At 59.4% G+C, this 21,120-nt stretch carries 17 protein-coding genes; 7 read left to right on the top strand and 10 right to left on the bottom strand.

Annotated elements, in window-relative coordinates; all coding sequences use genetic code 11:
• The first annotated feature begins 9 nt into the window (after positions 1 to 9).
• The 3 genes from KGB14_RS24470 to KGB14_RS24460 all read left to right on the top strand — a co-directional run bounded on the left by KGB14_RS24470 (position 10) and on the right by KGB14_RS24460 (position 4,354).
• Positions 10 to 2,883: an EAL domain-containing protein gene (locus KGB14_RS24470; RefSeq protein ID WP_223489244.1), complete on the top strand. Its 2,874-nt coding sequence runs from the start codon at positions 10 to 12 to the stop codon at positions 2,881 to 2,883.
• 135 nt (positions 2,884 to 3,018) lie between these two features.
• Positions 3,019 to 3,885 carry a transcriptional regulator HexR gene (hexR, locus tag KGB14_RS24465; protein ID WP_003187110.1) on the top strand — a complete coding sequence of 289 codons (867 nt, stop codon included), beginning with the start codon at positions 3,019 to 3,021 and terminating at the stop codon, positions 3,883 to 3,885.
• 256 nt (positions 3,886 to 4,141) lie between these two features.
• Entirely contained in the window at positions 4,142 to 4,354 is a 213-nt protein-coding gene (locus KGB14_RS24460) for a PA3496 family putative envelope integrity protein (RefSeq protein WP_223489242.1), read from the top strand.
• Here the strand turns inward: KGB14_RS24460 and KGB14_RS24455 are convergent.
• Positions 4,296 to 5,258, bottom strand: a complete 963-nt coding sequence (locus tag KGB14_RS24455) for a LysR family transcriptional regulator (protein ID WP_223489239.1) — start codon at positions 5,256 to 5,258, stop codon at positions 4,296 to 4,298. The genes KGB14_RS24460 and KGB14_RS24455 overlap by 59 nt on opposite strands.
• Before the next feature lie 189 nt (positions 5,259 to 5,447).
• Here KGB14_RS24455 and KGB14_RS24450 point away from each other — a divergent pair, with 189 nt between their 5' ends.
• Together KGB14_RS24450 and oadA are read left to right on the top strand one after the other, a co-directional pair.
• Positions 5,448 to 6,863, top strand: coding sequence for an acetyl-CoA carboxylase biotin carboxylase subunit (locus KGB14_RS24450; RefSeq protein ID WP_007896523.1), 1,416 nt, complete (start codon positions 5,448 to 5,450; stop codon positions 6,861 to 6,863).
• 11 nt (positions 6,864 to 6,874) lie between these two features.
• Positions 6,875 to 8,683 (top strand): sodium-extruding oxaloacetate decarboxylase subunit alpha, encoded by a 1,809-nt coding sequence (gene oadA / locus KGB14_RS24445; protein ID WP_223489237.1) that lies wholly within the window; start codon positions 6,875 to 6,877, stop codon positions 8,681 to 8,683.
• Positions 8,684 to 8,878: 195 nt separating this feature from the next.
• Here the strand turns inward: oadA and KGB14_RS24440 are convergent, their stop codons facing one another.
• The 3 genes from KGB14_RS24440 to KGB14_RS24430 all read right to left on the bottom strand — a co-directional run bounded on the left by KGB14_RS24440 (position 8,879) and on the right by KGB14_RS24430 (position 13,035).
• A complete protein-coding gene (locus KGB14_RS24440; RefSeq protein WP_223489235.1) occupies positions 8,879 to 11,062 on the bottom strand; it encodes an autotransporter domain-containing protein in 2,184 nt (727 codons plus the stop codon).
• Positions 11,063 to 11,374: 312 nt separating this feature from the next.
• A complete protein-coding gene (locus KGB14_RS24435; protein WP_223489228.1) occupies positions 11,375 to 12,217 on the bottom strand; it encodes an amino acid ABC transporter permease in 843 nt (280 codons plus the stop codon).
• Positions 12,214 to 13,035, bottom strand: a complete 822-nt coding sequence (locus tag KGB14_RS24430; protein ID WP_223489226.1) for an ABC transporter substrate-binding protein — start codon at positions 13,033 to 13,035, stop codon at positions 12,214 to 12,216. The genes KGB14_RS24435 and KGB14_RS24430 overlap by 4 nt, the downstream gene beginning before the upstream one ends.
• A gap of 112 nt (positions 13,036 to 13,147) precedes the next feature.
• Between KGB14_RS24430 and KGB14_RS24425 the strand changes: the two genes are divergently transcribed.
• Entirely contained in the window at positions 13,148 to 14,044 is an 897-nt protein-coding gene (locus tag KGB14_RS24425) for a homocysteine S-methyltransferase family protein (protein ID WP_223489224.1), read from the top strand.
• A gap of 121 nt (positions 14,045 to 14,165) precedes the next feature.
• Here KGB14_RS24425 and KGB14_RS24420 read toward each other — a convergent pair whose 3' ends face one another.
• Genes KGB14_RS24420 through KGB14_RS24410 form a run of 3 tightly spaced genes read right to left on the bottom strand, consistent with a single transcriptional unit; the run spans position 14,166 to position 15,934 of the window.
• Positions 14,166 to 14,837, bottom strand: a complete 672-nt coding sequence (locus KGB14_RS24420; RefSeq protein WP_223489222.1) for a GNAT family N-acetyltransferase — start codon at positions 14,835 to 14,837, stop codon at positions 14,166 to 14,168.
• 17 nt (positions 14,838 to 14,854) lie between these two features.
• Complete coding sequence (locus KGB14_RS24415; protein WP_223489220.1) at positions 14,855 to 15,301, bottom strand: GNAT family N-acetyltransferase; 447 nt, start codon at positions 15,299 to 15,301, stop codon at positions 14,855 to 14,857.
• Between the two features lie 9 nt (positions 15,302 to 15,310).
• Positions 15,311 to 15,934, bottom strand: coding sequence for an FMN-binding negative transcriptional regulator (locus KGB14_RS24410; RefSeq protein WP_223489218.1), 624 nt, complete (start codon positions 15,932 to 15,934; stop codon positions 15,311 to 15,313).
• A 90-nt stretch (positions 15,935 to 16,024) separates the two neighbouring features.
• Here KGB14_RS24410 and KGB14_RS24405 point away from each other — a divergent pair, with 90 nt between their 5' ends.
• On the top strand, positions 16,025 to 17,578 hold the full coding sequence (locus tag KGB14_RS24405; protein WP_223489216.1) for a PLP-dependent aminotransferase family protein: 1,554 nt from the start codon (positions 16,025 to 16,027) through the stop codon (positions 17,576 to 17,578).
• 15 nt (positions 17,579 to 17,593) lie between these two features.
• Here KGB14_RS24405 and KGB14_RS24400 read toward each other — a convergent pair whose 3' ends face one another.
• The 3 genes from KGB14_RS24400 to KGB14_RS24390 all read right to left on the bottom strand — a co-directional run bounded on the left by KGB14_RS24400 (position 17,594) and on the right by KGB14_RS24390 (position 20,984).
• Positions 17,594 to 18,694 (bottom strand): polyamine ABC transporter substrate-binding protein, encoded by a 1,101-nt coding sequence (locus KGB14_RS24400; RefSeq protein WP_223489214.1) that lies wholly within the window; start codon positions 18,692 to 18,694, stop codon positions 17,594 to 17,596.
• Between the two features lie 12 nt (positions 18,695 to 18,706).
• Positions 18,707 to 19,738, bottom strand: coding sequence for a histone deacetylase family protein (locus KGB14_RS24395; protein WP_223489212.1), 1,032 nt, complete (start codon positions 19,736 to 19,738; stop codon positions 18,707 to 18,709).
• Between the two features lie 253 nt (positions 19,739 to 19,991).
• Complete coding sequence (locus tag KGB14_RS24390) at positions 19,992 to 20,984, bottom strand: AraC family transcriptional regulator (RefSeq protein WP_223489210.1); 993 nt, start codon at positions 20,982 to 20,984, stop codon at positions 19,992 to 19,994.
• Positions 20,985 to 21,120 lie beyond the last annotated feature (136 nt).

Below are 21,120 nucleotides of genomic sequence, written 5' to 3'. Positions count from 1 at the left end.
ACATTGCCTATGACCCTCAGCTCCGACCTGTCGGGCCCCTCTGTGGAGCCCCGGGTTATCCGCAAACAATACGCCATGGAAATGGCGGTCGAACGCACGCGCCTGCTGTATCAGGGCTCGCTGTTGCCTACGCTGTTCATGCTGATCAACGGTCTGGTCTGCGCCGGGTTGCTCTGGAGCCCGCAGCGTTACTTCGTGGTCAGCGTCTGGCTGATCTGGTTATTGTCGCTGGTGGCGCTGCGGGTGATTCAGGTCGCGGCCTTCGATTCGGCGATTCCTGACCGTCAGGCCCATCCGGTCTGGCGTCGCATGTTCATGCTTGGCTCGGCCATGACAGGCCTGACCCTGGCCGGTGCTGGCATTGCGCTAGTGCCCGCTGACAATTTCATGCAACAAGCCTGGGTATTCGGCCTGATGGGCGCCGCGGCGCTCTCGGCCAGCGTCGCGTATGCCGTCAGCCTGCCCGCGTTTCTGTCCTTTACCTTGCCTTGTCTGTTGCCGGCCATCGGCTATCTGTTCTGGGGCGGCGATGAACAGGGACAGGGCTGGGGGTGGTTCGGGCTGATTTTGCTGGGTTCGTTGAGCGTGGTTGCCTGGCAGGTCAATCGGCTGATCAACCAGGGATTGCTGCGGCGCTTTCAGAATCAGGCCCTGATCGAGCACTTGCAGCATGCCCAAAGTCGTAGCGACCAGCTCAATCAAGAGTTGGCCAAGGAAATCGACCAGCGCCGACGCGCCGAAGACGAATTACGCGAAACCCAGGTCGACCTCGAAAACCGGGTCGCCCAACGCAGTCTGGAGCTGGACGCCGCCAATCAGGCCTTGAGCAAGAGCGAAGCGCGGCTGGCGCTGGCGTTGAAGGCGAGCGAACTCGGGTTGTGGGACTGGAACCTGCAAACCGATGAAGTCCATCACACCCTGCTTCAGGAATTGTTCGGGCTGGAGCCGGAATTCGTCACGGCGATGCTCAGCCATCTCAAGCCACGTCTGCACCCCGAAGACTTGCCGTCGCTCAGACGTGCGCTGGTCGAGCACTTGAAGGGGCGCAGCGAGGATTACCAGATCGAGTATCGAGTGCGCCATGGCGATGGCCATTGGGTGTGGATCGAGGACCGTGGTCGAGCGGTCGAACGCAGTGAGAACGGCCGGGTGATCCGCATGGTCGGCACCCGCCGCGATATCAGCGCCAGCAAGGACCTGGAAGAGCAGCGACAACTCGCGGCGACGGTGTTCGAGGCGGCCAGCGAAGGCATTGTCATTTTCGACCCTAATTACGCACTGATTGCCGTCAATCAGGCCTTCAGCCGGGTGACTGGCTACGACATCGAAGACATGCTCGGTCGCAACGTGGTCGAGCTGCCCTGTAGTCGCGATGCCCGTCGGCATTACGCAGCCATTCGTCAAGCACTGGAGCAGCACGGCACCTGGCAGGGTGAGTTGGTCGAAACCCGCAAGAATGGCGAGTTGTACCCACAGTGGCTGCAACTGAATGCCGTGCGCGATTCGCGGGGAAACGTAAGTCATATTGTCGGCTTCTTCGCCGATCTGTCCGCTCGACGTGAATCCGAAGAGCGTATGCGTTACCTCACCCATTACGATGAACTCACCGGGCTGGCCAACCGTTCGTTGTTCCGCGAACGGTTGCACGAGGCTCATCAGCGGGTGCGTCAGGGCGGTCGCCGCAGTCTGGCGTTGCTGCACATCAATCTGGATCGCTTCAAGCTGCTCAATGACAGCCTCGGCCACGAAGTCGCCGATCAGCTATTACAGAAAATGGCTCGGCGGCTGGTCAATGCGCTGCCAGAAGCAGACACCATTGCCCGATTGTCCGGCGATGAATTTGCAGTGCTGTTCGATGCCTACGGCAACCTGTCGAGTCTGGCACGGGTGGCGACCCGTTTGTCGACCAAGCTGCGATTGCCAATCACCGTCGAGGGTCATGAATTGGTGGTGAGCGTGTCGATGGGCATCAGCCTGTTGCCGGACACTGCACGGGAGATTTCCGCGCTGGTCAGCCAATCGAACATGGCCATGCAGCATGCCAAACACTTGGGCGGCAATAATTTCCAGTTCTATACCGATAGCTTGCAAGCCAGCACGCTCGAGCGTTTGCAGCTCGAGAACCAGCTGCGCAAAGCCATCGAAGAAAAGCAGCTTAAGGTGTTTTATCAACCCAAACTCTGCCTCGCCACCGGCCGGCTGAATGCCGCCGAGGCGTTGGTACGCTGGAATCACCCGACCCTGGGCCAGGTGCCACCGGGGGATTTCATCGGTCTGGCCGAGGAAACCGGGCTGATCGGCGCCATCGGTGAGTTCGTTTTGCGCCAGGCCTGTTGGCAAGCGTGCGAGTGGCAGCGTCAGGGGCTGGAGCCGATTCGGGTGTCGGTCAACCTGTCGGTGCATCAGCTGCGTCAGGGAAAACTGGTCAGTCTGGTGCGCCAGGTGCTGGAGGAAACAGGTCTGGCGCCGCACTACCTCGAGCTGGAACTCACTGAAAGCCAGTTGCTGGATAGCGTCGAGCACATCATTGCGACCTTCCAGCAGTTGCGTGACCTGGGGGTAAAACTGGCGATCGACGACTTTGGTACCGGTTATTCGTCTCTGAGCTACCTCAAACGCATTCCCGTGGACTACGTGAAGATCGATCAGGCGTTTATCCGTGGTCTGGGGGAGAGCAGTGAAGATGCGGCGATCACTCGGGCGATTATTGCCATGGCCCATGGTTTGTCGCTGAAAGTGGTGGCTGAAGGCGTCGAGCGACCGGAGCAGCTGGAATTTCTGAGGGCCGAGCGTTGCGATGAGGTGCAGGGCTATTGGATCAGCCGCCCGGTTGAGGCTGCTGACCTGGCTGAGCTGTTGCGTGCGGACGCGAAACCCTTGTAGGTGCTACATAGAGTGCATGTCGCGTGAAATGGGGACATCGAGTTACGCATTGAGCAGGCAAAAAGCCGATTCATGTAGTATAACTACAAGCGTGCTACATCCCCGGCGCCTGCCCATAACAAAGAGTCCACCCCTTTGAATCTGCTGCAACACATCGCCCAGTCACGTCACCTGTTACGCAAGTCGGAGCTCAAGGTCGCCGACCACGTGCTGCTTGACCCTGCAGCGGTGATGCACAGCTCCATGGCCGACCTGGCCCACAGTGTGGGCATCAGCGAGCCGACCATCGTGCGGTTTTGCCGCGCCATCGGTTGCTCCGGGTTTCAGGATTTGAAACTGAAACTGGCGCAGAGCCTGGCGGCCGGCGCGAGTTTCGGGCAGTTCGCGATCCATGAAGACGATTCGGTTGCCGATTACAGCCTGAAAATCTTCGACACCACTCTGCATACGCTGATGGAGGTTCGCGAGAAACTCGATCCGGTGGCGTTGCAGAAAGCCGTGACGGCGATGTCCCAGGCCCAGCGTGTCGAGTTCTACGGCTTCGGTGCCTCCGGTGCGGTAGCGGCGGATGCCCAGCACAAGTTCTTCCGTTTGCTGCTGACCGCCGCGGCGTATTCCGACCCGCACATGCAGGCGATGTCGGCGGTCACCCTGAAGCCAACCGACGTGGCGATCTGTATTTCTCAGTCGGGGCGTTCCAAGGATCTGTTGATCACGGCCAACCTGGTGCGCGAAAGCGGTGCCTCGCTGATCACCCTGTGCCCGAGCCAGACACCGTTGGCCGAGCTGTCGACCGTCAACCTGGCAATCGACGTGCACGAAGACACTGAAATCTACACGCCGTTGACGTCTCGCATCGCCCACCTGGTGGTGATCGATGTTCTGGCGATGGGCGTCGCCATGGCCCGCGGTCCGAGCCTGGTCAATCACCTGAAAAGCGTCAAGCGCAGCCTTCGCAGCTTGCGACTGTCGCCCAAGTCAGTAAAAGCCCTCGACGATTGATTCGTCGTTTGGCGTGAAATAGTCGGAAGGTCGTTCCGACCTTTTCGCGGGCAAGCCCGCTCCCACAAGGATCGGCTGTGTTGCACAGAATGAGTGAACACCACCGGCCCCTGTGGGAGCGGGCTTGCCCGCGAAAGCGCCCTCAAAAACACCTCTGTCATCTGCCAATGTTCACACCTCTGTAACCCTCCCGCCGCCAAACCGTCATCCCTCGTGCCTATCTTGAAACTCCCGTACTCGCCTTGGGAGACTCGAAATGGCCCAGCCCTACGAAGAACGCAACAGCGCTGTCAAAACCCGTCGTCAGCAAGAAGACCAGCGCCGCATGGAATTTCGCCGCGCGATCGAAGATCGCTGCGAACGCCGCCAGCTTCTGGCCGAAATCGGCGAATTTCCTGACGGTCTGGAACTCAATTACTGGCAGGCAGCTCCCGCAACTTCCCGTCGAAACGCTCAACCAGGGCGCTGATTTGCATACGCTCGCTGCGGATAAACGCAAGGAATGCGTGCGCCACGGGTGACAGCCGTTTGGCTTTGGCCTGCACCAGGCACCAGCTACGGAACAGCGGCAGCTCTTCAACCGGCAACTCGATCAGTCCGCCCGTTGCCAACTCAAGGTTCAGGGCATGGCGCGTCAACAGCGCCACGCCCAGACCCGCGAGCACACATTCACGCTGGGCTTCGGCCGATGAGACCTCCTGGGTCTGGTTGAAGTGCACGCGCTTTTCTTTGAAATACTCTTCACAGGCCAATCGCGTACCGGAGCCGGATTCGCGCAATAGCAGTGTGTAGGGCTCCAGATCCTGCAAGCGCAGTGGGCCCATGTGGCACAGCGGATGATCCGGCGGTGCTACGGCGACAATCGGGTTGTTGAGAAATGGCAGGAACTCCAGCCCCATGTCCTGCGGCACCATGGACATGATTACCAGATCGTCGCGGTTGTCGGAGAGGCGCCGGATCACTTGCCCACGGTTGACCACCGTCAGTTGCAGATTCACCTCCGGGTGCTGGCGCTTGAAGGCAGCAAACAGGTGCGGTACGAAATACTTGGCGCTGGATTCCACCGCCAGTTTCAGTTGGCCCTGCAATGAGCCTTGCATGTCCGACAGCTGCATATCGAGGTTTTCCAGGCGCCCGAAAATGTCCCGGCTGGCGCGCTGGAGCGCTTCGGCCGCCTCGGTCATGTAGAGTTTTTTGCCGACATAATCGAACAAGGGTTGGCCGATCAGCTCTTCGAGTTGACGAATCTGTAGGCTCACGGCAGGTTGTGTGAGAGACATTTCATCAGCTGCACGGCTGTAGGACCTTAAGTCGCACACCTCATTGAAGATCTGCAATTGACGCAATGTCATACGCATCAATGACTTACGCATTTTCTATGCATCCTGAGCGAAGGCTGATGACTCAACTATAAGTCTTTGCTTATGCATGACCCAATAATTATTCATTTTTGTTAATCCCTTGCGAAGGCTAGTGTGGGGCTGCGACTGAATTGAAACATTTGGTCACGCGTCGACCTGGTTTGACAGGTCGTGGTGCCACCGGCTCAAGGGAACCTCCAAGTGATAAAAAAGATCCTGATCGCCAACCGTGGTGAGATTGCCGTACGAATCGTGCGTGCCTGCGCCGAGATGGGCATTCGCTCGGTCGCGATCTATTCCGACGCCGACCGCCATGCCTTGCATGTGAAGCGTGCGGATGAGGCCCACAGCATCGGTGCCGAGCCACTGGCCGGTTACCTGAACCCGCGCAAGCTGGTGAACCTGGCGGTGGAAACCGGTTGCGATGCGTTGCACCCCGGCTACGGCTTCCTTTCGGAAAATGCCGAGCTGGCAGACATTTGCGCTGAACGCGGTATCAAATTCATTGGTCCATCGGCTGAAGTGATTCGCCGCATGGGCGACAAGACTGAAGCGCGCCGCAGCATGATCAAGGCTGGCGTACCGGTCACCCCAGGCACCGAAGGCAACGTGTCGGGCATCGAAGAAGCCCTGACCGAAGGCGACCGCATCGGTTACCCGGTGATGCTCAAGGCCACGTCCGGTGGCGGCGGCCGCGGCATTCGTCGCTGCAACAGCCGCGAAGAACTCGAACAAGCCTTTCCGCGAGTGATTTCCGAAGCCACCAAGGCTTTCGGTTCGGCTGAAGTGTTCCTGGAAAAATGCATTGTCAATCCGAAACACATCGAAGCGCAGATCCTCGGCGACAGCTTTGGCAACGTGGTGCACCTGTTCGAGCGTGACTGCTCGATCCAGCGTCGCAACCAGAAGCTGATCGAGATCGCTCCGAGCCCGCAACTGACCCCGGAACAGCGTGCCTACATCGGCGACCTGTCAGTGCGCGCGGCCAAGGCCGTGGGCTACGAGAACGCCGGCACCGTGGAGTTCCTGCTCGCCGAGGGCGAGGTGTACTTCATGGAGATGAACACCCGGGTGCAGGTGGAACACACCATCACCGAAGAAATCACCGGCATCGACATCGTTCGCGAGCAGATCCGCATCGCGTCCGGCCTGCCGCTTTCGGTGAAGCAGGAAGACATCCAGCACCGCGGTTTCGCGCTGCAATTCCGGATCAACGCCGAAGACCCGAAAAACAACTTCCTGCCGAGCTTCGGCAAGATCACCCGTTACTACGCACCCGGTGGTCCTGGTGTGCGCACCGATACGGCGATCTATACCGGTTACACCATTCCACCGTTCTACGATTCCATGTGCCTGAAACTGGTGGTCTGGGCGCTGACCTGGGAAGAGGCGATGGACCGTGGCTTGCGAGCTCTGGACGACATGCGTCTGCAAGGGGTCAAGACCACCGCCGCGTACTACCAGGAAATCCTGCGTAACCCGGAATTCCGTAGCGGCCAGTTCAACACCAGCTTCGTTGAAAGCCACCCTGAACTGACCAACTACTCGATCAAGCGCAAACCCGAAGAGCTGGCCCTGGCCATCGCCGCCGCCATCGCCGCCCACGCAGGCCTGTGAGGAATATGACAATGTCCAAGAAGATCCATGTAACTGACACAATCCTGCGCGACGCCCACCAATCGCTGCTCGCCACCCGCATGCGCACCGAAGACATGCTGCCGATTTGCGACAAGCTCGACAAAGTCGGCTACTGGTCGCTGGAAGTCTGGGGCGGCGCAACGTTTGACTCTTGCGTACGTTTCTTGAAAGAAGACCCATGGGAGCGTCTGCGCCAACTGCGCGCGGCCTTGCCTAACACTCGTCTGCAAATGCTCCTGCGTGGCCAGAACCTGTTGGGCTACCGCCACTACAGCGACGACGTGGTCAAAGCCTTCGTCGCCAAGGCAGCGGTCAACGGCATCGACGTGTTCCGCATCTTCGACGCGATGAACGATGTGCGTAACCTGCGCGTCGCCATCGAAGCAGTGAAGGCCGCCGGTAAACACGCCCAAGGCACCATCGCTTACACCACCAGCCCGGTGCACACCATCGAGGCTTTCGTGGCGCAAGCCAAGCAAATGGAAGCCATGGGTTGCGACTCGGTGGCGATCAAGGACATGGCCGGCCTGTTGACCCCGTATGCCACTGGCGAATTGGTCAAGGCGCTGAAAGCCGAGCAATCGCTGCCGGTGTTCATCCACTCGCACGACACCGCTGGCCTGGCTGCGATGTGCCAACTCAAGGCCATCGAAAACGGTGCCGACCACATCGATACCGCGATCTCCAGCTTCGCCTGGGGCACCAGCCACCCGGGCACCGAATCGATGGTCGCCGCCCTTAAAGGCAGCGAGTTCGACACCGGCCTGAACCTGGAACTGCTGCAAGAGATCGGCCTGTACTTCTACGCCGTGCGCAAGAAGTACCACCAGTTCGAAAGTGAATTCACTGCCGTCGACACTCGCGTGCAAGTCAACCAGGTGCCGGGCGGGATGATTTCCAACCTGGCCAACCAGTTGAAAGAGCAGGGCGCTCTGAACCGCATGAGCGAAGTGCTGGCGGAAATCCCGCGCGTTCGCGAAGACCTCGGCTTCCCGCCGCTGGTAACCCCGACCTCGCAAATCGTCGGCACCCAGGCGTTCTTCAACGTGCTGGCCGGCGAGCGCTACAAGACCATCACCAACGAAGTGAAGCTCTACCTGCAAGGCGGCTACGGTAAAGCGCCGGGCACCGTGAACGAAAAATTGCGTCGCCAGGCCATTGGCAGCGAAGAGGTGATCGACGTGCGTCCGGCCGATCTGCTCAAGCCGGAAATGACCAAGTTGCGTGCCGAAATCGGCGCCGTGGCCAAGTCTGAAGAAGACGTGCTGACCTACGCCATGTTCCCGGACATCGGCCGCAAGTTCCTCGAAGAACGCGCAGCCGGCACTCTCACGCCTGAAGTGCTGCTGCCGATTCCGGAAGCGGGCGGCGTGACTTCGGCGGGTGGCGAAGGCGTACCGACCGAGTTCGTCATCGACGTTCACGGCGAAACCTACCGCGTCGATATCACCGGTGTGGGCGTCAAGGCCGAAGGCAAGCGCCACTTCTACCTGTCCATTGACGGCATGCCCGAAGAAGTGGTGTTCGAACCGCTCAACGAATTCGTCAGCGGCGGCAGCAGCAAGCGCAAGCAAGCCACTGCACCGGGCCACGTCAGCACCACCATGCCGGGCAACATCGTCGATGTGCTGGTCAAGGAAGGCGACACCGTGAAAGCCGGCCAGGCCGTGCTGATCACCGAAGCGATGAAGATGGAAACCGAAGTTCAATCGGCCATCGCCGGCAAAGTCACCGCCATCCATGTCGCCAAGGGCGACCGGGTAAACCCGGGCGAGATTCTGATCGAGATCGAAGGCTGAGTTAACAGCCTCGATAGACCGCTTTAAACCTCGGGGGGCATGTGCTCCCCTTTTTTTTTCCGATATTCCACCTGCCAGATGTGGGAGCGAGCCTGCTCGCGATAGCGGAATGTCAGATAACAATGATGTTGAATGTCACACCGCATTCGCGAGCAGGCTCGCTCCCACAGGTTGTGCATCAAGTCAGTGGCTTTATCAGAATGCCATCCGCCACTGCCCCATCACGCCATGACTGCGGCTGTCATTGCCGATCTCGCCGTTGTAACCGACACCCCACGTATGCCGAGTCGAAACCGCCAGTTCCAGCCCTGCATCAAGCATCAGGCTGTCGCGCTCCAGAGCAGCGCCCTCGACGATGTAATTCCTTCCGCCGGTAGCCAGTCGCTGTTGAGTCTTGCTGTCGACATCACCGTAGGTGTGTTTCCAGCCCGCGCTGAATCGCGGCGTCAGTTGCATGCCATTATCCAGCGTATTGAGCTGTGCCAGACGCAGGCCGAAGGTGCTGCTGAAATTGTTCTGCGTTTGCCCATGGACCTGCAGTGTCGCCGCACCGCCTTTTTCTGTATAGCTGTCGCGCTGATACCGCTGGTAGCCAAGATTGGCAAAGGGCTCGGCGCTGATAGTGCCGCTGCCGAGGTTGTAACCAATCTCTGTAAAGGCTTGTTGAGTGCTGGCGTCGTAACTGCCTTTTGGGTGATCGCTGAAACCGTTGAAAGCTACCCGACGTTTGGTGCTGCCATCATGGTTGCTGTAAGTCGCGCCCAGGCGCAATGCCAGCGGACCATTTTGGCGCAGGGCGTAAGCGCCCAGATGCCAACTGTCCAAATCGCCGTCCAGTTGGCTGCCGTCCAGACGCGTCTGCGATTTACCGCCTATAACGCCCACACGCCATTGCTCATCAAGCGTCCAATCCGCGCCCAGCACCAGACCTTTGGTGGAGTGTTGCAAGGTGCTGCTGCCATGACTGCGATCCAGTGTGCCGCCGTGGCCCAGTCCTTGTAACCAGACCCTGCCAGTGGCTTCACCACCCGCCGCCAGACGCGGGGTTCCGCTCTGTCCGTTGAGGTCGCTGCTGTCCAGTTGGCGCATGGCCGACAGCATGCTGCCGCTCACCGGATTGACGCTGCTCAGGGTGGCGTTGGCCAGATTGGCATTGCTGCCGCCGGCCAGTTGTTCAATAGCTTGGGCAGCGGTGGTTTTGTTGGAGCCGAGCAGGGCGGTGACAGCGGCGTTTGTTGTGGTGGAGGGAGGATTCCGGGCGGCGACGGAGGTGTTTACGGCGGGGGATAGACTCGGGCTGACGATGGCAGCGCGTGCGGTGTCAGACGGCGTCTGTGTTGGCACGATGTCTATTGGCTCTTCGATACTTTGAGCGAGCTCACGCCCGTTTTCGCTGGTGGCGACGCTCTCGAGAGTGACATCGTTGCGCGAGTAGGTCAGGCCGACGTTCTGTTCGTTGTACTGCAGGGTAGGGGTCATGAAGGCCAGGTCATTGAGGACTTTGCCGAATCGGCCTTCGACTTTGTTGGCTTCGATGATGGTGTGTTGGCTGCTCAACGGGTATTCACCCGGTACTGCGACAATTTTCAGCGTGGCGTCACCCAGGCTGGCGGTTCCGCCAACTTTGATCGTATCGCTACGGCCATCGGCATTGACCTCATAGGCCAGCTGGGCAGTCTTGGACATTTTCAAATCGCCCACGACTGTCGGCGCGCCCTGCAGGGTGTTGATGGAAACCTCCCCCGACACGTTCAGTTCAGCGACCGTACCCTTGCCACTGAAGACCCCGAGATGTCTGACCTCGACGCTTCCCTCGATGGTCCCATGATTGTTAAGGGTGCCCTTGGAGAGTACGGTTGCCCCGCCACTGATCATGCCGTAGTTGTTCAACGTACCCTGCGTCAAGGCACGGCCGTCGATACGGCCGTTATTGATCAGAGTTGCTCTGGGACGCACCAATGCACCGATGTTGAAATCGCCGGAGCCGGTCTGTGTCCACGTCCCTCGTTTGACCTCCAATCCTTCGAAATTCCGGCTATCGCCTAACGCGCCGTTCGCGGCATCGAGTTGCAGTACATTGGTACCGCCACCCCCGTCCACAATCCCGGTTAAACCGCCGCGGGCAACCACGCTGACCAGATCATTGGCATCGCTGAATTGCAGGGTAGGGCCGTGCTCATCAATGTAAGCCTTGTTGACCCTGGTTTTAGTGGTGTCGGAATGACTGATAAACGCATCGAGAGTGGCTATCAGGTCTTCGGGTGTTTCAGGGGGGGTATCGCTAGACACTTGTTGAGCCATTGCTAAATCAGCACAGCCCAGCGCAAGTGCGATGGCCAATGTCAGGTGTTGTGGTCGGAATTTGTGTTGAGCGAGCATCGAATTCGGCCTCTTTTGAATGGAGGCCAAACTCTAAGAGGGAGGCTATAGGTGCTGATGTCAGCTGCTTCCGCCATGCGTGCGGGGCGTGTCAGATGGTTGAGTAGAAAATGGCCAGCCGCTTGATACCGGGTTGATTTTGTCTGTTCGCGCTGATGCTTTTTCTTACAACGAATCAAGATACGGGGACTATCGCAGCGCCAAAAACGCATCTGTCCCACGTTGAAGATCAAAAGATCGCAGCCTTCGGCAGCTCCTACGGGGTGTGCACCGACCCGAGGCAGGAGCGGGAGGAGGTTGCGATCCCTTTGTTTAAACCTGACTACGGCTCAAATACGCCTTCCCATAATGCCGCTCCATCCGCGCCTGAATCAGTTCCAGCCCGATCGACATCAACCAGTAAATAATCGCCGCGGTCGTGAGCATTTCGATATAGCGATAGCTCGAGCGTCCATACGATTGCGCCAGGAACATCACTTCCCAAACCCCCATCACCGAAATCAGTGACGAGTCCTTGAGCATGGAGATGAACTGGTTGGTGGTGGGCGGGATGATGGTGCGCATGGCCTGGGGCAGGGTGACACGCCAGAAGATCACGGTTTCGCGCATGCCCAGTGCCAATGACGCTTCGCGTTGGCCATGGGGGACACCGAGGATGCCGGCGCGGAAGATTTCGCTCAGGTAGGCGCCGTAGTTCAGCGACAGGGCGATGATGCCGGCTGTAATGGCGCCCGGTACGACGCCAAGTTGTGGCAGGCCGAGGTAGATCAGCAGGATCTGGATCAGCAGCGGTGTGCCACGAAAGAACGAGGCATAGAAGCTCGCGATGCCGAACGCCACGGCACTTTTTGACAGTCGGGCCAGGGCGGTGATGAAGCCCAGTAGCGATGACGCCACGATTGAGCACAGGCACAAGAACAGCGTCAGCGCCGCGCCTTGCAGGAAGCCGTTGGGCGCCAGGTGCAGGCCGATCAGGTTCGGCAGTTTGTCGAGGATGATCGAGAACTTCAGGTCGAAGCTCAGGAAGAAACTCGCGAACAAGCCGAACATCGCCGCCCAGGTCAGGTACAGCCGCGTGCGGAAACCGAAAATCCGTTGCAGCAGCGACTCAGTCACCGGTTGCGGCGGCTGAGGAGGTTTGGGGAAAGAAGTCATTGGCTGATGTCGGCGCCGATCCATTTCTGCGACAGCTTACTCAAAGTGCCGTCCTGTTTCAGTTGGGCAAACACATCACGTACTTTGGCGTCCCACTGGGCGTCGCCTTTTTCGATGGCCACTGAGTTCGGCTCCGCGTACAGCGGTTCGCCGGCGATTTTGAAGCGTTTGTCTTCATTCAGACGTGGTTGCGCGGTCACCAGGTTGGTGAGAATCGCGTCCAGACGCACGCCAGTGCCCAGGCCCAAATCCTGGAACGCGACGTTGTCAGTGTCATACGGGGCGATCTGCACGTTCTCGAACGGGTACTGCAATTGGGTGTCTTCGGCGCCTTCGATCACCAGGTTTTTGTTCAGGTAGCTTTCGTAGCTGGAGGCGCTGGTGAGGCCGACTTTCTTGCCGCTCAGGTCCTTGGCGCTGTGAATGCTATCGTCCTTGGCGTTGACCACGATCACCGCAGGGGAGGCGTAGTACTCGACCGGGAAATCGAAGACTTCGGCGCGTGCCTTGCTCGGGGTCATGGAGCAAATGCAGATGTCGTACCGCCCGCTCCAGCGACCGGCGGCGATCACATCCCAGGACGGCGTTTCGAGGCGCAGCTTGACGCCCAGTTTGTCCGCCACGGCTTTGGCCACGTCGACGTCGAAACCATCGAGCTGGTTTTGATCGTTGAGGAACGAGAAGGGTGGATAGCTTTCCATCAACACGCCCACCAGCTCTTTCTTTTGCTCGATGCGATCCAGGGTGGCGCCCGCAAAGGCTTGAGTGGAGGCAGCCAGAATCGTCAGGCCCAGGGCCAGCAGCGGTTGAAATTTCACAGTTGATCCCTGAAAAAAAAGAGGTTGTTATTAACCGGGTGGTGCGTATTAAATAGTTATAAGAACGACTCTGATAGTGAGTTATTTTCATAAGCTTATGAGTGAAAAGCATATGGGCGCAAGGACGGTAATTCTGGATGGTGGCATGGGTCGTGAGCTGCAGCGCCGAGGGGCTCCGTTCAGGCAGCCCGAGTGGTCGGCGCTGGCCTTGAGCGAAGCGCCGCAGGCGGTGGAGGCGGTGCACGCGGCTTATATTGAAAGCGGCGCCAACGTGATCACCAGCAACAGTTACGCGGTGGTGCCGTTCCATATTGGTGAGGCGCGTTTTGCCGCTGAGGGTCAGGCGCTCGCGGCATTGGCCGGTGAGCTGGCCCGGCGTGCAGTCGATGCGGCGGGCAAACCGGTGCGCGTGGCCGGCTCATTGCCACCGTTGTTCGGCTCCTATCGTCCGGACTTGTTCGATGCCGCGCGGGCGACTGAACTGTTGGCGCCTCTGGTCACTGGCCTGGCGCCTCATGTCGACCTGTGGCTGGCGGAAACCCAGAGCTCGATCGTCGAGGCGCGGGCGATCCATGCCGGTTTGCCAAAGGACGGCAAGCCGTTCTGGCTGTCGTTTACCTTGAAGGATGAAGACACCGACGAAGTGCCGCGTTTGCGTTCCGGTGAGCCCGTGGCCGAGGCCGCTGCGGTGGCGGCTGAATTGGGCGTCGAGACCTTGCTGTTCAACTGCAGCCAGCCAGAAGTGATCGGCGCTGCGATTGATGCCGCGCGGGAAACCTTCGAACGCTTGGGGGTGAAGATTCACATCGGCGCCTACGCCAATGCCTTCCCGCCGCAACCGAAAGAGGCCACGGCCAATGATGGTCTGGACCCGTTGCGCGATGATCTCGACCCGCCGGGTTACCTGCAATGGGCAGCCGATTGGCAGAAGCGTGGGGCCAGCCATTTGGGCGGGTGCTGCGGGATCGGGCCGGAGCATATTGCGGTGCTCGCCCAGAAATTAGCGTGACGCCAATCGCGAGCAGGCTCGCTCCCACATTAGATCTTCAGTGAACACGTATATTGTGTTCGACAACGATCCAATGTGGGAGCGAGCCTGCTCGCGATAGCGTCCTTCCGGGCGCCGAAGATTACTCGCGACACTCCGCCAATGTTTTCACCTGCCCCGATTCCGACTGGTTCTCATCGGACAGCCAGCGCTCGAACCCCGCGCCAATCGCCGGCCATTCCGAATCCAGAATCGAATACCACGCCGTGTCACGGTTCTGGCCCTTGACCACCATGTGCTGACGGAAAACCCCTTCAAAACTGAACCCCAACCGTTCTGCCGCATACTTGGAACGGGCATTGCCGTTGTTGCACTTCCATTCCAGGCGCCGGTAACCCAGGGCAAAGGATTCCCTGGCCAGCAGGTAAACCGCTTCAGTGCTTTTTGGCGAGCGCTGCATTGCTGCGCCGAAGGTCACATGGCCGATCTCGATGCGGCCCTGAGCAGGGACAATCGACATCAGGCTGAGGATTCCCTGCACGTCGCCGCTGGCGCGGTCGATCACCGTGAAGAAATACGGGTCGCTGTTGGCTGCGTGGTTGTTCAGCCAATCATTGAAAGCGCTGCGTTCCGGGAAAGGGCCGTAAGGCAAATAGTCCCAGAGCTTCGGATCTGACCCCGGACCTTCCAGGGCTTTCCACAGCCCGTCGGCGTGACGCGCCGGGTCAAGTTTTTCCAGGCGAATGAAACGCCCTTCGATCAGTTGAACCGAGGGCGGCGGAACGCCTTTCCAGTCCGCGAGTGAAGTCGACATGCTGCTCTCCTTGAACCTTAAAGGGCTTTGCAAAACTGGATGAAACCGGGACGCTCGGCGATGCGCTCATAGAGCTGGATCGCGGTGGCGTTGGTTTCATGGGTCAGCCAATGGACCTCGCAGCACCCGTCGGCCTTGGCTGTGGTGTAGACGAATTCGATCAATTGCCGCCCGACACCGGTGCCACGGGTTTCGGGCGTCACCAGCAAGTCTTGCAGGTAGCAGGCGTTTTCGATGCTCCAGTTGGAGCGGTGATAGATGAAATGCACCATGCCCACCGCTTTGCCATCGGCCCAGGCCAGTGCCGCGTGGGTCGGTTCGCTTGGGTCGAGCAGGCGCTGCCAGGTGCTCCGGGTCACCGCATCGGGCAACTCGGTGTTGTAGAAGCGCAAATAGGCCTGCCACAGCGGCAACCAGGCGGCGTGATCGTCGGCGGTGACCTGGCGGATGTCGATCTGACTCATGTGGGTTCCTTAACGCATCAAGTGAGCGAGGGCCCGGTCATGCGCATCAGGGCTGGCGGCCAGCCCCTCGCGCACACCGGCAATATCTGCAGCATTGCGGTTCTGGCTGAGCTTGCGTTTGCCCTCCAGACGCTGGATCGGCAAGGCAAAACCGACGATGGCCTTGAGCATGCCATCAATGTAGTCGGCTGGAGCGTCGGCGACCTTCCATGGGTTCGCGCGGCCCGACTCATGACGGTCAGTCAGCGCGCTGACCAGAGTACGCAGGCGATCGACGTCGGTGAAAACTTCGGCGGTGCCATAGGCATGCACTGCGACGTAATTCCAGGTCGGCACGACTTTGCCATGCTCGGCTTTGCTTGGATAAAACCCTGGGCTGATATACGCATCGGCACCGGCAAAAATCACCAATGCCTCGGCGCCGTTCTGCAATTCCCGCCATTGCGGATTGGCCCGGGCGAAGTGGCCGTAGAGGGTGCCGTTCGGGCCTTGGTCAACATTGAGCAGCAAAGGCAGATGACTGGCTTGCAGGCCCTGCTCACCGTGGGTGACCAAGACAGCAAGACGAGTACCGAGTATCTGCTGGTGCAGTTCATTCAAATCATCGATGGCGAAATTGCTGGGCGTGTACATGGAAATTTTCCTTGGCGAATGCCTGCATCCTAGGCAGGCTATTGGTCTGTTGTAAGAGCCATTAATGACCAATTTCACAGGTCCATTACCATGTCGAATACACCGCTTCCCTCGTCATTCAACCCGGCGGGTATCGAACTCGACCGCCGTCAGGGCCTGAGTCGTCAGCTCTATCAGGCGTTGCGAATGCGTGTGCTCGACGGCCGATTGGCCAGCGGCACACGGCTACCGGCCAGTCGCGATCTGGCAGCGGCACTCTCGATTTCCCGTAACAGCGTGGTCCGTGCCTACGATCAGCTCTACGCCGAAGGCTTCATCGAGGGGCGTGTGGGTGATGGGACGTATGTCGCCCAATTGCCTCAAGCCGTGTTGCCGGGGAAAAAATTATCCACAAAAGTATCCACAGGGTTTTCAACAGGCTTATCCACAACCTTATCCACAAATTGGCTGGATTTACCTGTGATTCCATCCAGCAAAGTTATCCACAGTGGCGCGTTGGGGCGGGTTGAAAAGAACCATTTAGCCTTACCTCCCAGCGGCCCACCTCGTGCATTCAGGGTTGGCGTTCCGGCCTTTGATCTATTTCCTTTCGAGGTCTGGGCCAAGCTGAATGCGGCTTTCTGGCGCAAGCCGGATTTACAGCAACTGTGTTATGGCGATCCGGCGGGTGATGAACGCTTGCGTGGGTTGATTGCCGCCTACTTGCGCAGCTCAAGAGGTATGCAGTGCACGGCTGAGCAAATTGTGATCACCAGTGGCGCACAACAAGGGATCAGCCTTTGTGCACAGTTGCTGGTGGAGCCGGGTGATGGGGTGGGGATCGAAAATCCGGGGTATCGTGCGGCGGGTCATGCGTTCGCTGTAGCTGGCGCGCGATTGCACGGGATAGCGGTGGACAGTGAGGGCATTGATTGCACCGAATTGGCGGGGCTCAGCGATTGTCGATTGGCTTACGTCACGCCGTCGCATCAGTACCCGACGGGGGTGGTCATGAGTCTGGCGCGACGTCTTGAATTGTTGACCTGGGCCGAACGCACTCAAGGCTGGATTGTCGAGGACGACTACGATGGCGAATACCGTTACAGCGGCGCACCACTCGCGCCGTTGGCTGCGCTCGATCGGCAGGGGCGAGTGCTGTATGTCGGGACTTTCGGCAAGGTCGCATTCCCGGCATTAAGACTGGGTTATCTGGTGTTGCCACCCGGATTGGTTGAGGCGTTCTCCCAGCGTCGTGCGGTGGACGTGCGGCATTCGGAGGTCAGCACGCAAGCGGTCATGGCCGAGTTCATGGCGGCCGGGCACTTCCAGCGACACATCCGGCGTATGCGCCGTGCTGCATTGAGCAGGCGTAACGTCTTGCTCAATGGCTGGCCTGTGGATATCCCGGGCGTCGGTAAGCTGCCCAGTGTGGCGGCCGGTTTGCACCTGACGGTACGTGTCGACAGCGTGGCCCGTGAGCGCGAATTGATCGAACAAGCCACCAGCGTCGGGGTGGAGATCAATGGTTTGAGCCGTTATTGGCTGCCAGACACGACGCTCCCCGAGGACCAGCGATCGGGGCTGGTCCTGGGGTTCGCCGCAGTGCCGGAGGCGGCTATCGAATCGGCACTGGCGAGGCTCAAAGAAATCTGGAGCCCGGTGTGAGCTGCGCCGCCCGGGTCAAGTACCGGACTTGATCTTGGTCCAGGCCCGGGTCCGCGCCCGTTCGGCATCGCGAGGTAACGGTTGCAGGGTGTAGAGCGTGCTCATCGCCGCTTCGGTCGGGTACAGGTTCGGGTTGTTGCGGATCGCCGGGTCGACCATTTCCGTGGCGTCCTTGTTCGGGTTCGGGTAGCCGACGAAATCGCTGACCGGTGCGATCACCTGGGGTTGTAACAGGTAGTTGATGAAGGTGTAGGCGTCTTCCGGATTTTTCGCGCCTTTGGGGATCGCGAGCATGTCGAACCAGATCGGCGCGCCTTCTTTGGGCAGGCGCATGTCAACGATCACGCCATTCTTGGCTTCCTTGGCGCGGTTGGCGGCCTGGGAGAAGCTGCCGGAGTAACCGACCGCCACACAGATGTCACCGTTGGCAATGTCGGCCATGTACTTGGAGGAATGGAAGTAGGTGATGTACGGACGGACCTTCATCAGCAGCGCTTCAGCCTTGGCGTAGTCCGCCGGCTTCTTGCTGTTGGGGTCCAGACCCAGGTGTTGCAGGGCTAGCGGCAGGATCTCCGACGGCGAGTCGAGCAGGGCCACGCCGCACTGTTTGAGCTTGCTGATGTTCTCTTCCTTGAAAATCAGATCCCAGCTGTCCACCGGTGCGTTGTCGCCCAAAGCCGCCTTGACCTTGTCCGGGTTGAAGCCGATCAAAATGGTTCCGTACATATAGGGCACGGCAAATTTGTTGTTTGGGTCGTTGGCTTCGATCAGCTTCATCAGCTTCGGATCGAGGTGGTTCCAGTTCGGCATTTTGCTGCGGTCCAGCGGCTGGAACACCCCGGCTTCGATCTGCTTGGCGAGGAACACGTTGGACGGCACCACCACGTCATAGCCGGAGTTGCCGGTCAGCAGCTTGGCCTCCAGCGCTTCGTTGGTGTCGAAAATGTCGTAGACCAGTTTGGTCTGGGTGTTCTGGGCCTTGAAATCTTCCAGCGCTTTGGGGGTGATGTAGTCGAACCAGTTGTATACCCGCAAGGTGCGTTCTTCTGCGTGCACGGCACCACTGAGCATCATGGCGCACAGGGTTGGAACGATCAGATGCTTGAGTCGATTCATTGTTCTAATTCCTCATCGGGTGCTTTCAAAACCTTCGAGAACGTTCACGGCATTGATGCCGATTTCTTCTACCGCGTAACCACCCTCCATCACGAACAGCGTCGGCTTGCCGAGGCCTGCGATGCGTGCGCCCATCGCCAGGTAATCCGGGCTGTCGAGTTTGAATTGGGAGATGGGATCGTCCTTGAACGTATCGACGCCCAAGGACACGACGATGATGTCGGCGCCGTACTTTTCAATCTCTTTGCAGGCCTGCTCGAGCGCCGCGCTCCAACTGTCCCAGCCTGAACCGGCGGGCAACGGGTAATTGAAGTTGAACCCAACACCCGCGCCTTCACCGTGTTCGTCTTCGTAGCCGAGGAAGAACGGAAATTCAGCTTGCGGATGGCCGTGGATCGAGGTGAACAGCACGTCGCTGCGCTCGTAGAAAATCGATTGGGTGCCGTTACCGTGGTGGTAATCGACGTCGAGGATCGCAACCTTTTTGTGGCCTTGATCGAGGAATGCCTGAGCGGCGATGGCGGCGTTGTTGAGGTAGCAATAACCGCCCATCAAGTCGCTGGCGGCATGGTGTCCGGGTGGGCGGCACAGGGCAAAGGCACTGCGCGCACCGCGCTGGATCACGGCTTGAGCGGTCAACGCCACTTGCGCCGCGCTATACGCCGCTTGCCAGGTGCCGGCGGTAATCGGTGCACCGCCGTCGAAGCTGTAATAGCCGAGCTGGCCGTGCAGGCTGGTGGGCATGATTCGGCGCAAGGTGCGGGCCGGCCAGGTGTAGGGCAGCAAGTCGCCGTCGGTATTGAATTGGGTCCAGCGCGCCCAGGCCCCTTTGAAGAAGTCGAGGTAGTCGCGGCTGTGGATGCGCTCGATTGGCCCGAGACCGAAATCCTGCGGCGCCTCGACCGGGCCCAGGCGGCGGTACTGTACGCGTGCCAGCACATGGTCGGCCCGTGAAGGCATTTCGAAGCAGGGCATCAATTGCCCGTCCATCAATTCACAACGGCCGTGGTGCAGGTGATGATCGTCCGAGTAGATCGTCAGCATTCTTGTTCTCCGCAGGCTGATTCGGTTGCACACAGTCTTGCGGCGGGCAGCGTTTGGGAGAACGGCAGGAAAGGCCAAAAGGGGATCGATATGGCCAAAAGATTTGACCGAAATTCGCCCCTTATTGGCGCGATTAGTGCTCCGGTTCAGGGCGTGAATGCTGAGCCCTGTAGGAGCGAGGCTTGCCCGCGAAGCTTTTGGCGTTCTTGAAGACGCCTTCGCGGGCAAGCCTCGCTCCTACAGGGTTGGGTTGTCAGGGCCGGAACTGGCTGGGCGCCACGCCACTCCAGCGCACAAACGCATGGCGAAAACTCGCGGTTTCGCTGAAGCCCAACGCCTCGGCAATCCGGTAGATCGGCATGTGGTCTTCACAGAGCATTCGTTTGGCCTGCTCGAAGCGCAATTCATCGAGCAGTTCCTGATAGCTGCAGCCCAGGTCCTTCAGATGTCGACGCAGAGTGCGCGCCGAGCAGTTCAGCTGTTCGGCCAGACCATCCAGGCCCGGTGCTGCGCTCAGTTGCGCAGCGAGCAGTTGGCGAATGCGCCCGAGCCAGGCCTGACGCCCGGTGAACTCGGTGTTTTGCTTGCGACAACGCTCGGCCATGGCCTGATGGGTGATGGCATCGGCCAAAGGCAGGGGTTGTTCGAGCCAGCGTTTGTCGAAGGCAAAGGCGTTGGACGCCGCATCGAACTGCAAGGGGCAGTCGAAACGTTCGCTGTAGCGCGCCTGATAATCCGGTGCCGGGTAATCGAAGCGGGCGCCGAGGAGCGGCAGAGGATGGCCGAGCAGGTCTTCGCAGGTGACTTTCATCGAGACCAGGCAAAACTCGACATTGAACGGCGCCAGCGCCGGATTTTCCCGATAGTCGCCCGCGGTGAGCCAGATGCACTCGTCCTCTTCTTCCAGGCTCAACTCGAACAGTGTTCCCAATAGCGCCGGATAGTGCAGCGCCAAGCGCAAGGCGTCACCTAAAGTGGCGCTGGTGAGTAAGGCATACCCGAGCATGCCGTAGGAAGAGACGTGCATCCGCCGGCCCAACTCCAGGCCGATATCGCGGCGTAACGCGACGGCGTTGGCACAAACCAGCATCTCCTGATTGGTGGTAATGCGCGTGTCCGCCCGGCTTAGATCCGCCGCACTGATGCCGCTGCCGGCCAGCAATGCTTCGCTCGACAGGCCTTCGGCCTTGAAGGTGTTGAGCACCAGGGAGACGGCATTGAGGGTAGTGAGGTGGGAGTGAAGCATGGGTGGTTCCAGCGTTGGGCGTGCCGGAAGGGAGCAAGTTATATGCCGGTTATGACCAGCCTGTAGGAGCGAGGCTTGCCCGCGAAGGCGTCCTCAAGTACGCCAAAAGCTTCGCGGGCAAGCCTCGCTCCTACAG

This window comes from Pseudomonas sp. A-RE-19 (genome assembly GCF_019956555.1).
In the GTDB taxonomy this organism is placed as follows: Bacteria; Pseudomonadota; Gammaproteobacteria; order Pseudomonadales; family Pseudomonadaceae; genus Aquipseudomonas.
The sequence above is the reverse complement of the archived record's forward strand: the minus strand, read 5'-3'. Positions and strand labels throughout refer to the sequence as shown.